Below are 14,025 nucleotides of genomic sequence, written 5' to 3'. Positions count from 1 at the left end.
TCCAACCTCGGTGCGTCAGCTGTGAGGCCCCCGCAGGATCGGCCGGTCGTCGTTCTCCACGGGGGAGAACCAGGATCTGTGGGGGGATGCGTCCCCCCGTGGTTCCGGGTGAAGGGACGGTCGTGCGGCGTGCGTTGGCTGCCACGGTACCCGTACCGGCGCGTAAGGCATATTGGGGAAGCAACTGTCCGAGAGCGAAATTCGCGGCATTCCAGATACCTGTGGGGACAGGGTGAAGCAGAGGTCCTGGGGGTTCATGACGGGAGGTGAGAGACGGGCTCCGGTGACGATCCGTTCTACGACCGCGCGCAGCACTCTGAGGTACCCGCCGCGTGCGTGCGGGGCTCCCACCAGATCGGCAAGACCGGATGTGGTGTAGTCGCCGACCGGCACTGCCACGGTGTCCGGATCCCGGCGCGGAGGCAGTCCTTTGGTGGTCCACAGGATCGGAATCAGAGCCGTCGAGCGTTGTCCGGTCTGATGCTGTTCCCACAACAGCCGTCGGCGGAACACCGCGAGGTCGCGCAGTGTCCGTGGTTCCTTGTAGTAGCGCTCGTTGAGCAAGGCGAGCAAGGTACGGCAACGCATGGCGGGTGTGACGTCGCACTCCCCGGGCGTGAGGTCGCGGGAGGGTTCCCGGAGCAGGCCGGTGTGGCTCGGGTCGGGGCCCAGGCGCCGGTGTATCTCGGCCTGAAGGTCGGTGTTGAACATCCGCAGCCATGGATCCGTCGGCGCGGGCAGAGCGTGGCTGACGTAGTAGTAGGGGGCGCTGGGACTGCCGGGGTGGCCGGTCATGCGCTCATCCCCTTTCGGTCAAGACGCGCGCGCAGGGAGATGACGCCCTTCGTCAGCCGTTTCCGCGCGTGGTCGATCAGGAAGCGCAGGTCCGGGCAGTAGCACGAGGGATTGTCGAAGCCGTTGTCCGGGCGGTGGCGATGAGCGCGCAGCCCGCCCCCGCAGATGTCGACGACCGGGCAGGACCGGCACTGCCCGCAGAGACCGGCGAGACCGGCGCGCTCCGCGGCGAACCCGGGGTCCGCGGCCGCGTGGTCGAAGTCGTGGGCGGCGATGTGCAGCGGGGACCGGCCGGCCAGTGAACTCACCGTCTTGAGAACGTCGTTGTACTCGATCAGCCCGGACGGCTGGATCACCACGACGTCCGCCCCGTACTGACCCCACATCTCACTGCTGCTGGTGCCGCCCAGCTGCACGTCGAGCAGGGAGTCGAAGAGCCGGACCGAGGTCTCCCGGCGGGCGGCGTCGAACCAGCGGTCGAACATGGCGGCGAGCCAACGGCCGTACGGCGCGTCTCCGGCCCCCGGGGGACGGTGCGGAGGGAACTGCCAGGTCGCCAACGGCAGCAGCAGATCGACGGCGGGTGGTTCGTGCTCCAGCAGCGCCTCGTACGTGGCCACCGGATCGGCCTCGATGTCGATGACGCACAACAGCCCCCGGTACAGTGGCCGGTGACGTGGTGTGCGCAGCAGCGACAGCGCGCGGGCCACCTCGGCGTACGTACCCTCGCCGCCTCGGTCGGGGCGACGCCGGTCGTGGGATTCCGGGGTGCCGTCGACGCTGACCCCGACGGTGATGCCGTAGCGGCGGAAGACGTCCAGGAAGGCGCGGTCGAGGAGCGAGGCGTTGGTCTGTACGAGGAGGTCGACTTGGGTCGGCAGGCCCTCGGTCTCGTCGCGCAGACCGCGGGCGAAGCGTTCCACGGCCAAAGGTCCGGCCAGTAAGGGTTCGCCGCCGTGCAAGGCCACCTGAGCCCGTTCCGGGCGGTGGCGGCGCAGGTGCTCGGCGATTCTGACGCACAGCCGCCGCATCGTGGCGGGGCTCATGATCAGCGGCTCGGCTCTCCAGCCGCGGTCGCGGTGCTCGTAGACGTAGCAGTCGGGGCAGCCGAAGTTGCAGCGGCTGTAGAGCTTGACGACGAACTGGGTGAACATCGCCGCCGGTTCTTCGGGCGGCGAGGTGGCGTGGGGCGCGGTCTCACACCGCACTGAGCCACCTCGGCCGCTCGGGTCCGCCGTCCTGGCCCGCGTTGCGCAGCAGGGCTTCGACGAGTGCGGTGCGGGGCAGCCGGAGCAGATCCAGAGCGTCCGGCAGTGCCTGCACGGTGCTCTCCACGGGCGGCCCCGGTCCGTCCGCCGCGCGCAGTAACGTCTCACGTCCCATCATGCAGGCTCCCCCCGACCGTCCCGGACCCGCGCGATTCAGCGAAGTCCGAGCAGGAGGGCACGAACAAACGGACGAGGCGCCAGGGGAGTTGTGTGGTTGCTGCTACAGTCCAGGACTCGTGCGTCCTCGGACCGCTCGCCCCCGCTCGTGAATACCTCGACGCGCTTGCCGAACGCTCCCGTTCGGACACTTCGGAGTGTATCGGCGGCATCCGAGTAAGCCTATCCTCACGAATACTGAGGGTAAGTGAACCGGCCTCCGAGGAGCCGTTGCTGACCGATCGGGCAACAGTTCTGACCGAGTCTGCGCGAATGTCCGTCCTACCGGACTGCCGGCGTACCTTGTGAGGGGCTCGTGGATCCAGCCGCTTTCTTCTATACGAGTTGTGTACGGGCCGACGGCTGGCGTGCGCTGACGCGTTTTCACACCGACCTGGAGTACCACCTGCGGATCCAGGAGGGGTTCGGCGTGAGCGGCGTCATCGGTGCCCTGATGGAGCCCGAATCGGCCCGTGAGTCCGACGTGACCAGGGCCGGAGTGATGATCGCGCTGTACTCGCCCCGGTACTTCAAGGACCGGGGGGCGGGCCTCGAATGGGCGATTTTCGGGGCCCGGATGCGCCATCACGAGGACACCCGGGGCATGGCGGCACGCGGCTGCCTGATCCCGCTGTGCTGGAAACCCGTCCGCGACGGCGACGTACCGGAATCGGTACGTCAATCGGTGGAGCAGCGCGGTCCGTTCGACTGGCTGCGGCAGGACGGCCTGGAGTCGCTGGCCTTGTCGACACAGGCAGAGGGCGAAGTACGGTACTACGCCCTGGTCGAACAATTGGCCAAAACCATTGCCGAGTCCGGGGGTACGGAACTGGAGCCACTGGGCGTGACCGATGCGCGGACGCTGCCTCCGGCGTTCGGCAGCGAGAGCGCGCCGCCGCCCGGACCGCTCCCGGAAGGGGAGGGCGGCGAGCGGTGGGCGCGTCGCTGGCTCGATGCCCGGGACCCCGCCGCCCGCGGCCACGGGCCGGGGTCGGTCGCGATCAGTTATGTGGGCGCCGACCAACCGTGGGCCGACTGGATGATGGGGGTGCTGGAGCAACGGGGTCACGAGGTCGAGCTGTGGCGCTGGCGGGCCGGCCGGGAGCGGCTGCCCGACGCGGTCGCCCGGGCGCGCGATTCAGCCGAGAGTCTGCTCGTCATCTTCTCGCACAACTACTTCGCCGCAGGTGACACCGCCCCCACCGAATGGGAGGAGGCGTTCGTCCCTGCTTCCGACCGGCCGTCGCCTTCCGTGCTGGTCCAGATCGACGCCGCTCCCCGGCCGCTCCTGGTGCGGGACGCACAGGTCGTCGTCCTGGCAGGTACGGATCTGGCGGAGGCCGAGCAGCGGATCGGTGAGGTGCTGCCCAGAACACGCCGGCAATCACAGGATCGCGGGGGCGGCCGGTGAGCGTGCCAAGACGCCAGCCCCGGCAGCTTCCGCCGATATCCAACCTCCCGCCGCTCCCCGCGCCGTTCGTCGGCAGGGACGAAGAGATCGCGGACACCCACCAACGGCTCACCGACCATGTCACCGTGCTGGTGCACGACCCGGAGGGCCGCCCGCACGGCTACGGCACCTCCCAGCTGGCCATCTCCTACGGGCACCTCTACACCCTGCACTACCAGCTGATCTGGCTCTTCGACTGCGGCCAGGAGACGGACCCGGCGAGACTGGCGGACCGCGTCGAGAAGGAGACGGAGCGACTGAGCGAGGCGCTCGAGAAGAGCCTCGGTGAGCCGCTGGACGGTCCCACGGCCGCCGACTGGCTCTTCATCTACGACAACGTAGCGGAGCCCGACGGCATACGGCGCCACTTCCCGGAGGGCAACGCCCGCATCCTGGTCACCTCACGCTTCACCGGCACGTGGGACGAGCGGGAACGGGTGTGCGTGGGTCCGCTGGGTCATGCGGAGTCGGTTCGGCTCCTCAAGGAGAACATGAGCCTCGACCAGCTGCAGGCCGCCCGCCTCGCGGACACCTTCGGCGGCCACCCGAAGCAGATCGTGCGGGCCGGTGAGGCCGTCCTCGCGGGCCGGGTCACCGCGGAGGAGATCGCCACCGTGGTGGAGATCGCCTGGCTGGCACCCCCGCAGCGCCGGGCCGGCGTGCCGGACGGCGTGCGCACGAGCCTGCGCTCCTGTCTGCTGCGTTCGGCAGTGTGCCGGGACTCCGGCAGCTACGGGCGCTTCACGGAGGCCCTGCGCCGGCGGACGACGGGAATCGTCCCACGCGATGTGCTGACCTCCGACATGACCATGGCGGAGCGGGTCGATGTGCTGCTGGACGCAGTGTTCGAGCAGGACGACCCCGCAGCGCTGCGGGTCCTGGCCGACGCCGTGGAGGAGGAGACGGAGAGTTCCGGCTCCGGTCGGCAGATGGCCGCCACCGTACGGCGGATCGTCGACGAACTGCTGGAGGACCAGCGCGGCACCCCTGCTCCCCCGACGCCCCTCGCCCATCACCCGGCCCGAGTTCGCTCCCTGCCGCCGCCCCGGTCGGTACCGGAGCCGACCGCTGAGAAGGAGTACCCCTTCTTCTTCACCAGCTGGCACAACCGGGACGCCGACGGAGACGAGGTGCAGTACTTCCACCAGTTGCTGGAGAAGGAGGTGGCGGTCAAACTGCCGGCCCGGCTCGGGAAGACCGGGTTCCTCGACTGGAACATGGAACCCGGGACGAAATGGGAGTCCCTGCTGGTCGAGGCGATTCGCACCACGAGGATTCTGGTCCCTCTGATCACCGAGGACTACTTCACCCGCGAGTGGTGCCGACGCGAGTGGGCCGTCATGGTGCAACGCATGGCGAACGTCGACGCCGCACAGCCCCAGGAGCCGATCGCCATCCTGCCGGTCTTCTGGGTCAGGCCGATGGAAGGGTGGCGGATGCCGGAGGACTTCGGCCTGTACCAGCACCGGGTGCGCTGGGACGGCGAGAAGGCTTACGACGGGCACGTCTACGACCTGGTGAGGGACAAGGGCCAGCCGCTTACGGAGTATGTGCGTTCGCTCGTCAGGGCCATGGTGAAAGCGGCCGCTACGCCTCTGCCCCAGCTCGACCGGCACAAGGTGATGCGGGTCCCTCTGGCGTTCCGCGACGTCAACGAGAGCAGCCGCTGACGCCGGCACCCTATCGTCGACCCATGACTCCCGATCATCACGACGCCGACTGCCACTTCTGCGGGATCGCCGCCGGGTCCGAACCGGCCCGTGTCGTCGCCGAGACCGCGGACACGCTGACGTTCCTGCCACGGAATCCGGTGCACCCGGGGCATGTGCTCGTCGTGCCCCGGCGCCATGTGGCGGACATCTGGGGGCTCGACACGGCCACGGCGGCAGCGGTCGGCGCGGCGGTGCTCAGGGCCGCCCACGCGGTGCGGGCCGTCCACCGCCCCGAGGGCCTCAACGTCATCCAGTCGTCCGGGGCGGCCGCGACGCAGTCCGTACCCCATCTGCACGTCCATGTCGTGCCGCGCTTCGAGGGCGACCGGATGCCGCGGCTGTGGCCCGAGCACATCGAGCCGGAACCTGAGCTGCTCGACGACTCCGCGCGGCGGCTGCGCGCGGAGACCGCGTCACAGCACGAACAGCAGCGCGAACACCAGGGCCAGAACCAGGCCGCCGTAGAAGCCCGACAGGGTGGGAGAGACAGCCGCTCGTAGTACGCCCGCCTCCTCTCGGCCCGGTGCCACCTTCATCTCGAACGGCTCGACGGAGGTGTCCTGGCGGCGCACCCGGTCGTACAGCCGCCGGAACAGCCGTTCCTGGTACAGGAAGTAGCCGTCCAGGAGCCAGAAAGCCAGCACGGGCAGGAAGCTCACGAGGGCGACGGAGCCCTTGTCGTTCCCGACGGCGTAGGCGAGCAGCGCACCGGTGACCGTCAGCGACCAGCCCTTGATCAGGAACGAGTTGTTCCCCATCCGGGCCACGATCGTCTGGATCAGCTCCAGATGCCGGATCCGGCCGTCGTCCAGTCGTGACTGATCGTCTGCTGACATCGGCCCCCCACAGTGTCAACTCGTGTGCTGTGCAGCTTACTGTCCCCGACAAAGCCGTTGAACGTGGCGGTGGGTGATCGGGCAGACGGCGAGTCCGAGGAATGTGGCCCACCACATCTCCAACGACCAGCCCCACGCGCGCCCCGGAGAGGGGAATGACGTCGCCCCCCGGGGCTCAACGCGTCAGCTCGGCCTGAGGATGACCGCCTGACCACCCGCGCTGGTCATCGCCATGCTCAGGGTCGTCGAGGAGGTGACGGTCCGGGTGCTGACGACCGTGGGCGTGGCGCGCGGGGCGGTTCCCGCCGTTCCGTCCGCGTAGATGGTGGCGGTGTAGCTGACACCACTGTCGAGGAAGTCCAGCGGTACCGACAGGGTGCGGGCGGTCTCGTTGGTCATCGCCCCGAGGAACCAGGTGGTGCCGCTGCGGCGGGCGACCGCGATGTACTCGCCGATCGAACCGGTGAGGGTGGTGCTCTCGTCCCAGGTGGTGGGGACGGCGTCGAACCACGCCAGTCCGGGCCAGTTGGCGGTGGTGGCGTACGACGTCGGTGTGGAGTACCAGTAGAGGAAGTTGAGCGGCTGGTAGTACACCGCTGCCATCGCCATCTGGTGGTTGTTGGTCGTCTGGTTACGGGACTGTCCGTAACAGATGGTGTAGTCCATCGGTCCGCCGACGTTGCGGGCGAAGGGCAGGGTCACGTTGTGGGTGGCGGTGGGGAACTGCTCGTTGCCCCGGACGCCCTCCAGGCTGATCCAGTTGGGGTAGGTGCGCTCGTAGCCGAACGGCCGCACGTTGTCGTGCATGTCGATCAGCAGGTTGTGTTCGGCGGCCCTCTTGGCCCAGGTGATGATCTGGTTGGTCATGGTCTGGGTGCCGTCGTTGATGAAGCCGAGCTTGATGCCGGCGACGCCCCAACTCCTGTACAGGGCGAACAGGGTGTCGGGGTTGGTCAGCGCCAGACGGTTGACGTAGAGGAAGACGCCAATGCCGTTCGTCGTCGCGTGGTCGATCACCATGGGCAGGTCGATGTCCGGGATCGCCGCGGTCGCGTCGGTGGTGGTGAACTCCGGCCCGTACCATCCCGCGTCGTACTCGATGTAGTCCACGTCGCGGGCGACGGCGAAGTCGACGCCGGCGATTCCCGCGGCGGTGGTGAGGTTGCAGCGGAACACCTTGCCCGGCCGGATCCACGTCGTGTCGGTCAGGGCGTTGGCGGGGGCCAGGTTGAGCACCAGTTCGGCGTTGTCGACCAGGTCGGTGTCGGAGGATCCGAGGACGAGCACCCGCCAGGGTGTGGCGAACGGCGTGGTGACGGTCGAGGTGGTCTGCACCGGCCCGCTGCCCCGGGCGGTCTTCTTCATCAGGTACGTCTTGAGTGTGTTGCTCTGCCCGGAGACCGAGGTGAGCATCCCTCGCGGGTAGTTCACGCGGGAGGACTCACAGATGCAGGCGCGCAGCCCGCTGTCGAGGGTCACCAGCAGGGGCATGTCGGTCAGGGAGCCGACGTCCGTACCGGACGTACCGGTGGAGGGGATCGCGTCCGGTGCGACGACGCTGTACACGTTCTCGTCCCGGGCGCTGTGGACCAGTGTGCCGTCGGGGAACACGAAGCCGGTCAGCTCGTCCGAGATGGTGGCCTTGCCCGTGTCGAGCAGTGTGTAGCGCAGCGCGACGCCGGTGTCGTAGGCGCGTATCTGGATGCCGAAGAAGACACCGCTTGCGCTGTCCTGCAGCTTCCAGCGCATCTCCTGGTAGTGGTCACGGATCGTGGCGTTGCGGCCGTACACCGGAGTCCAGGTGCTGTCCTTGGTCCAGTGCTGGTAGGTGGTCAGCACGGTGTCGGCGGTGCCGAGCGTGGTGCCGTCGCTCATCGCGAGTCCGAGCGCCGAGGTGTGGACGACCGTCGTGCCGGCGCGTCTGACCGACCAGGAGAGCGCTCCGCCGACCAGGGACACCGTGATCTTGTTGCTGCCGTCGGGTGACGTGGCGGTCATGGCGGAGTCCGCCGCATGGGCCTCGCCCATGCCGAGAACGCTCAGCGGAGCGGCGCCCACGGCGACCGCCGCCCCCTTGAGGATTCCCCTCCGGGACAGCTTTCCCGGGCGGGCGGTTTCGCGCCGGGCGGGCTCTTCCTGACGTGGTGACGTTTCCATGATCAGTACATCCCTTGAGGGCGTCGTGCGGGAAGAAGGCGTGGGAACCATGAGGAGGGCGCGGGCGTCCCGCACGGACTCGGTCCGTGATCAGCGGGCACGCCCACGCTCCCGGTGGGCCCGCGGCCGGCGTCACCGGCCACGGGCGCTGTCGATCACAGCTCGGTCAGGGTGACCTCGTCGCAGTAGCCGTCGCCGCTTCCGGAGACGAGGTGGCAGTAGATGCGAGCGGTGGTCACACCTGCCCCGGTCGTGAAGGTCGTCGACTGTTTCGAGTAGGTGCTCGACGTGGTGGAGGTGCTCGTGACGGCCGAGCCGTTGTAGAGCTTGGCCTCCAGTGCCGTCGTGGTGCCGGCGGTCTGGCTCCTGATCGCGCCGCTCAGCCGGTACGCGGTGTTCGGCTTGAGGGTGTAGACCAGTTGCCAGAGGGTGGCGCCGCTCAGGGACGAGTTCGTCAGTCCGGCGGCGTTGCCGTTGGACGACGTGCCCGTGAGCGAGAAGTCGCCGTTGCGCCAGGGCACGGTGTGGCCGGATTCGAAGTTGCCGTTGATCGCGTGGTTCTTGACAGCGGTGACGGCGAGATCGTCGCAGTAGCCGTTGCCCGTGCCCGTGCTCTTGTAGCAGTACAGGCGCACTGTACTGTTCGCCGCGCCGGTGGTGAAGTCGGCGGACACGAACGTCCAGCCGGTGCCACTGGCGCTTGCCACCGTTTCGAGGCCGCCGGTGTTCTTGACGCCGATGTTCATGACCTCACCGGCGACAGCGGACTTCACCCAGCCCGAGACGCGGTAGGTCGTCCGGGGCGCGACGGGGACGTACTGCTCGACGGAGGCGGGCGACGGCCCGACCCGGGCCGCGTAGGTTCCGCTGTGGGCGCCCGAGTTCACCACCGAGGCGGAGTTCCACGCGCTCCACGCCGTGAGCGATCCCTTCTCGAAGCCGAGGTTCTCGTTCGCGAGGCAGGTCGCGTCGGAGGGCGTGCTGAACTGGTCGGCGCCGATGTCGGGTGCGCAGACGGCGGGGACGGTCGAACCCCAGTAGTCCTTGCCGCCGTTGTCGGGCATGACGACTCCCGCGCCGATGGCCGGCGATGACGCGGTGAGCTGGTAGCCGTCGACGGAGTCGATGCCCGTGCCGCCGCTGCCGGGCGCGGTCAACAGCGGGTCCGCGGTGATGTTTCCGTTGCCGGTCGGCTCGCCGGCCGGGTGGTTGCCGTAGAAGAGGTTGTTCCGCCAGGAGAAGTTCGAGGCCGGCTGGCCGCTGGTGTAGACGTAGTCGCCGCTGCCCAGGTTGTAGATGAGGTTGTTGGCGAGGGTGAGGTCGTTCCAGGCGCCCGAGACCTCGAAGACGTTCGCCGTGGATCCCGACGGGATGTAGATGGTGTTGTTGTAGAACTTGGAGTCCTGGGATCCGAGCATGTTGACGACGCGGAGACGGTCGTTCTCGCTGACGTTGTAGCGGGCCACCGCGTTGCTGCTGAGGCGTGACCCTCCGCCGCAGCCGCAGAAGAGGAGGAAGCCTCCCTCGTTGTCGTGGCTGTAGTTGTACTGGACGATGGTGCCGTCCTGCCCGTAGTCGACGTCGAAGCCCTGGCCGTCGGGGTTCCCGGAGTTCTTCTTGGTGCCGTACGCCTCGTTGTACTGGATCACGGTGCCGTCGGAGTCCCAGGCCCATATGCCGGCGTTCGCCGCGTTGCTCGCCTTCGCCGCGTTGTAGACGACGTTGTGCTCGATGAGAGCGTCCTTCGACATCTGCACGACGATGCCGTCGCCGTCCGTGTCATGAACGGTGTTGTTCTTGACGACGACACCGGTCCAGGGGGTCCAGGCGGGGTTGTTGCAGCCGATGGACGGCCGGCACAGCCAGGTGCTCGACATGTTGATACCGCTGCGGGCGATGTTCGCCACGGTGTTGCCGTCGATGACGACGTCGTTGAAGGCGCTGGGCGTCGTGGTCCCGAGAACGGCGAAGAGGATGCCGGCGCTGCCGTCGACCTCCTTCGAGTTGTTTCCGTTCACGTCATGGACGTTGAGGTTGCTGATCTTGTAGTGGTTCCCGGTGCCGTAGTTCTCGAGCACGACGTAGACACCGCGCCGTGCGTTCGCGCCCTTGACGGCACCGGTGTTCGTCACCTCCAGGTTGGAGATCTCCCAGTACTCCTGGTTGTACAGGTAGATCGCATCGGTGACACCGCCCGCCGCGATCACGGGAAGGGCGCCGGTCCCGTAGGCGGCTATGGAGATCGAGCCGCCCGACGCGCTGCCCGAGCCCAGCGGGTGCAGGGTGCCGGAGCAGGTCGTCCCTCGCTTCAGCAACAACTGGTCCCCAGGGGCGAAGGTCTTCGCGTTGGGGCCCGCCAGTGAGTTCCACGGCGAGTCGGACGTGCCGGTCCCGTTGGATGCCGCCGAGCAGTCCACGTAGTAGTTCGAGCCCGCCGCGTGTGCCGGTACGGCCGGCGTCAGCACTACCGCGGCGCAGGCAAGCAGCATGGTGACGACCGTGCCTGCGATGAACCGTCTTATCTCTGTGACATGTCTCATGATGCCTCTCCCCGTACAACACTGTCGGGATGGGTGGATGGGCTCGCCGTGACCTTGCGGAGCGCGGCGACGATCGCCTGCGTGGGGGCAGCGCGGTTCGACCAGTCGGCGGCCACGTGTCCGTCGGCACCGATCAGGAGTGTGTGGAGCTGTCCGTCCATGGACAGCTGTGCGCCGGCGGAGGCTGAGTCCGCGGCGACCACGAGTTCGGGTGGGATGGACCAGTTCGCCGCGAAGTTCCGCAGCGCGGCGTCGGTCGTACGGCCGTCGGAGTCGGTGAGGAGGACCCGGACCTCCGGGTACTGCAGCGCCACGCTCTTGAGCGACGGGATCTGGCTGCGCGCGTGCGCGGCGTCGACGTTTCCCTCGTCGTCGACGGGTAGGGCGGATACGACGGTCGGGCCGGTGACGGCGATCCGGTTCCCGTCGAGCAGGGTCACCCCGGAGCCGGCCTGTTCTTCGGCTTGGCACGCGGTGACGAACAGGAGCGCGGCGACGAGCGGGATCATCCGCGTCCGAAGAGCCCCTTGTGTCACGCGTCGGATGCCTGTCACCGGGTCGGCCCTTCGAGAGGCAGGACGGGGGCTTCGAGGACCTCGTCGCGGTCGCACACGAGGGTGTCCGCGCTCACCCGCAGGCGGGCGACGTGGACCGAGCTCCGGCGGTCGTTGTAGTCGCCGTTGTCCACAGCGCGGCCGTCGGATCGCCCGGGGTGGGTGAAATAGAAGACGTAGGCGCCGAGTTCACTGGTGACGACGTCGGCGTGGAATCCATAAGTCGCGTCGTCCGTACCCTTGCCGGGGCGATCGAGGACGAGGCCTTGGGGTTGCCATGTCTCCAGGTCCCGTGAGCGAAGAACCCGCAGGCCGTGCCATTCGTCGACGAGCATCCAGTAGCTGCCGCCGAGCTCGAAGACATTGGGGCCTTCGTGCTCCGAGCACTCGACGGCAGGCCCTCGGACGGTCCACCGCGCCAGGTCGGCGCTGTCCGCCGCGTAGGTGTGCTGGTGGTCGGCCTCGTCCTTGTACCACATGCGGTAGCCGCCCGTGGGGAGCCGCACGACGCAGGCGTCGATCACCCGGTCGGACGACAGCGGCAGGGTGGAGCGGTAGGTCCAGGAGAAGAGGTCGCAGCTCGTGTAGTGGCGGATCACGCGTGCGTGACCGGCCCACTGGGCCGGGACACCGCGGATGACGGTGACGTACATGTGGTACTCGGTTCCGTCATCGACGATCTCCGGGGCCCAGTAGGTGTGCCGCCCGGGCTCGGTGTCCAGCCCCTCGGCGGTTCCCCGGTACAGCCAGGTGGCTCCGCCGTCCGCGGAGGACGCGATCCCGATGTCGGTCCCGTGCACCCAGCTCACGTCGTTCGACGGTGGCGCGTCGGCGCGGCGGTTGGTGTAGAGCATCCACCACTCGCCGGCGTGCCGGTTCCAGATGACGGTGGGATCGGCCGCGCCGTCGTGGACGGGGTCTCGGAACAGGGGGTGGGCAAGGACTGTCATGGGTTCATCCCGGGGGCATGGGCGGTGGTCACGAGTCGTCAGTTCTGTCCGTGGGTCAGGCGGATCACGTTCCAGGAGAGCGGCTCGAGTTCGGCGTGGAGGACACGGTCGGTGACGGCGGTGCCGGTGGCGGTGTGCGGGGTGACGCGGTCGGGCCGGTCCGCGGTGTTGGTGGCCTCCGGGTCGCTGTCGGCCAGGACCAGGTGCTCCACTACGGTGTGGGCCTCCACGCCGCGCAGGTCGACCTTCAGCGGCAGGGCGTCCGTCCGGCCGCGGTTGACGGCGAAGACGGTGACGTCGCCGGTCTCCTCGTCCAGCACCGCGGTGGCGTGCAGCAGCGGCACCTCCCCGAACCTGGCCGTCGTGTATGTCGGGCTGTCCACCTCGACCCGCAGCACCCGGCCGCGTCCGTACGCCGACGCCTGGGCGAAGGGGTAGAAGGTGGTCTGCCGCCAGGCCGGGCCGTCCGGCTCGGTCATGATCGGCGCGATGACGTTGACGAGCTGGGCGAGCGAGGCGGCGGTGACCCGGTCGGCATGTCGCAGCAGGGCGATGAGCAGGGAACCGAAGACCACGGCGTCGGTGACGGTGTAGACGTCCTCCAGCAGGCGCGGCGCCTGCTGCCAGTCCTCCACCGGGTGCGGGTTGGGCCGCTTCTGGTACCAGACGTTCCACTCGTCGAAGGAGAGGTTGATGCGCTTCGTCGCCTTGAGCCGGGCACGTACGTGGTCGCAGGTGGCGACGACCGACTCGATGAAGTGCTCCATGTCCACGGCGGAGGCCAGGAAGGAGTCGCGGTCGCCGTCGATCTCCTCGTAGTAGGCGTGCAGGGAGACATGGTCGACGAGGTCGTACGCGGTCTGCAGGACGGTCGCCTCCCAGGAGGCGAACGTCGGCATGGAGGAGCTGGAGCTGCCGCAGGCGACCAGCTCCAGGCCGGGGTCGACCTGCCGCATGGCGCGGGCGGTCTCGGCGGCGAGGCGGCCGTACTCCTCGGGGGTCTTGTGCCCGGTCTGCCAGGGACCGTCCATCTCGTTGCCCAGACACCACATCCGGATGCCGTACGGCTCCTTGTCGCCGTGGGCGGCGCGGCGGTCGGACAGCTCGGTGCCGCCCCGGTGGTTGCAGTACTCCAGCAGCCGTATGGCGTCCTCGACGCCTCGGGTGCCGAGGTTGACGGCCATCATGGGCTCCATGCCGGTCTTTCGGCAGAGGTCCATGAACTCGCTCAGGCCGAACTCGTTGGTCTCGGTGGACTTCCAGGCCAGGTCCAGCCGGGCCGGCCGCTCCTGGCGCGGGCCCACACTGTCCTCCCAGCGGTAGCCGGAGACGAAGTTGCCGCCGGGGTAGCGGACCGTGGTCACGCCCAGCTCCCGGACCAGCTCCAGGACGTCCTGGCGGAGGCCGTCCGCGTCGGCCGCGGGGTGGCCCGGCTCGTAGACGCCGGTGTAGACACAGCGGCCCAGATGCTCGACGAACGACCCGTACAGACGGGGGTTGACGCTGCCGACGGCGAAGGCCGCATCAAGGGTGAAGCGGGCCTCGGGGGTGGTGCCGGGGTCGGACATGACTGCCTTTCGAATCGTGCGGGGAGGAGACGGGAGGAG

12 protein-coding genes are annotated in these 14,025 nt (G+C 68.6%); 3 read left to right on the top strand and 9 right to left on the bottom strand.

From position 1 onward, the window contains the following. Positions 1 to 15: 15 nt before the first annotated feature. The 3 genes from AQJ84_RS42940 to AQJ84_RS42935 are packed head-to-tail and all read right to left on the bottom strand — an operon-like array spanning position 16 to position 2,181. Positions 16 to 795, bottom strand: a complete 780-nt coding sequence (locus tag AQJ84_RS42940) for a hypothetical protein (RefSeq protein WP_128092178.1) — start codon at positions 793 to 795, stop codon at positions 16 to 18. Continuing rightward, on the bottom strand, positions 792 to 2,003 hold the full coding sequence (locus AQJ84_RS06770; RefSeq protein WP_225877088.1) for an FxsB family cyclophane-forming radical SAM/SPASM peptide maturase: 1,212 nt from the start codon (positions 2,001 to 2,003) through the stop codon (positions 792 to 794). The genes AQJ84_RS42940 and AQJ84_RS06770 overlap by 4 nt, the downstream gene beginning before the upstream one ends. Continuing rightward, positions 1,993 to 2,181, bottom strand: coding sequence for a hypothetical protein (locus AQJ84_RS42935; RefSeq protein ID WP_030037748.1), 189 nt, complete (start codon positions 2,179 to 2,181; stop codon positions 1,993 to 1,995). Before AQJ84_RS42935 ends, AQJ84_RS06770 begins: the two co-directional genes overlap by 11 nt. A 354-nt stretch (positions 2,182 to 2,535) precedes the next feature. Between AQJ84_RS42935 and AQJ84_RS06765 the strand changes: the two genes are divergently transcribed. Genes AQJ84_RS06765 through AQJ84_RS06755 form a run of 3 tightly spaced genes read left to right on the top strand, consistent with a single transcriptional unit; the run spans position 2,536 to position 5,881 of the window. Next, complete coding sequence (locus tag AQJ84_RS06765) at positions 2,536 to 3,630, top strand: toll/interleukin-1 receptor domain-containing protein (protein ID WP_053191599.1); 1,095 nt, start codon at positions 2,536 to 2,538, stop codon at positions 3,628 to 3,630. Continuing rightward, positions 3,627 to 5,339 carry a TIR domain-containing protein gene (locus AQJ84_RS06760; protein WP_053191597.1) on the top strand — a complete coding sequence of 571 codons (1,713 nt, stop codon included), beginning with the start codon at positions 3,627 to 3,629 and terminating at the stop codon, positions 5,337 to 5,339. The genes AQJ84_RS06765 and AQJ84_RS06760 overlap by 4 nt, the downstream gene beginning before the upstream one ends. Before the next feature lie 23 nt (positions 5,340 to 5,362). Continuing rightward, entirely contained in the window at positions 5,363 to 5,881 is a 519-nt protein-coding gene (locus tag AQJ84_RS06755; RefSeq protein WP_030037751.1) for an HIT family protein, read from the top strand. On the opposite strand, the gene AQJ84_RS06750 is transcribed toward AQJ84_RS06755, so the two are convergent. From AQJ84_RS06750 to arfA, 6 genes are all read right to left on the bottom strand, one after another. Continuing rightward, positions 5,795 to 6,217 carry a hypothetical protein gene (locus AQJ84_RS06750; protein ID WP_030037752.1) on the bottom strand — a complete coding sequence of 141 codons (423 nt, stop codon included), beginning with the start codon at positions 6,215 to 6,217 and terminating at the stop codon, positions 5,795 to 5,797. The two genes, AQJ84_RS06755 and AQJ84_RS06750, sit on opposite strands and share 87 nt — an antisense overlap. Before the next feature lie 183 nt (positions 6,218 to 6,400). Further along, the gene (locus AQJ84_RS06745; RefSeq protein WP_030037753.1) at positions 6,401 to 8,374 is read right to left on the bottom strand and encodes a glycoside hydrolase family 97 protein; all 1,974 of its coding nucleotides are present in this window, start codon (positions 8,372 to 8,374) and stop codon (positions 6,401 to 6,403) included. Between the two features lie 155 nt (positions 8,375 to 8,529). Beyond that, positions 8,530 to 10,914, bottom strand: coding sequence for a carbohydrate binding domain-containing protein (locus AQJ84_RS06740; protein ID WP_053191590.1), 2,385 nt, complete (start codon positions 10,912 to 10,914; stop codon positions 8,530 to 8,532). Continuing rightward, positions 10,911 to 11,423, bottom strand: coding sequence for a hypothetical protein (locus AQJ84_RS06735; RefSeq protein ID WP_030037755.1), 513 nt, complete (start codon positions 11,421 to 11,423; stop codon positions 10,911 to 10,913). The genes AQJ84_RS06740 and AQJ84_RS06735 overlap by 4 nt, the downstream gene beginning before the upstream one ends. A gap of 41 nt (positions 11,424 to 11,464) precedes the next feature. Then, entirely contained in the window at positions 11,465 to 12,418 is a 954-nt protein-coding gene (locus AQJ84_RS06730) for a glycoside hydrolase family protein (RefSeq protein WP_030037756.1), read from the bottom strand. A gap of 38 nt (positions 12,419 to 12,456) precedes the next feature. Then, a complete protein-coding gene (arfA, locus tag AQJ84_RS06725) occupies positions 12,457 to 13,986 on the bottom strand; it encodes an arabinosylfuranosidase ArfA (protein WP_030037757.1) in 1,530 nt (509 codons plus the stop codon). Positions 13,987 to 14,025: the final 39 nt, after the last annotated feature.

Origin of the sequence: Streptomyces resistomycificus (genome assembly GCF_001514265.1) — a bacterium.
Taxonomy (GTDB): domain Bacteria; phylum Actinomycetota; class Actinomycetes; order Streptomycetales; family Streptomycetaceae; genus Streptomyces; species Streptomyces resistomycificus.
Note: the sequence above shows the minus strand (reverse complement) of the source record. Positions and strands in the feature narration are given on the sequence as shown.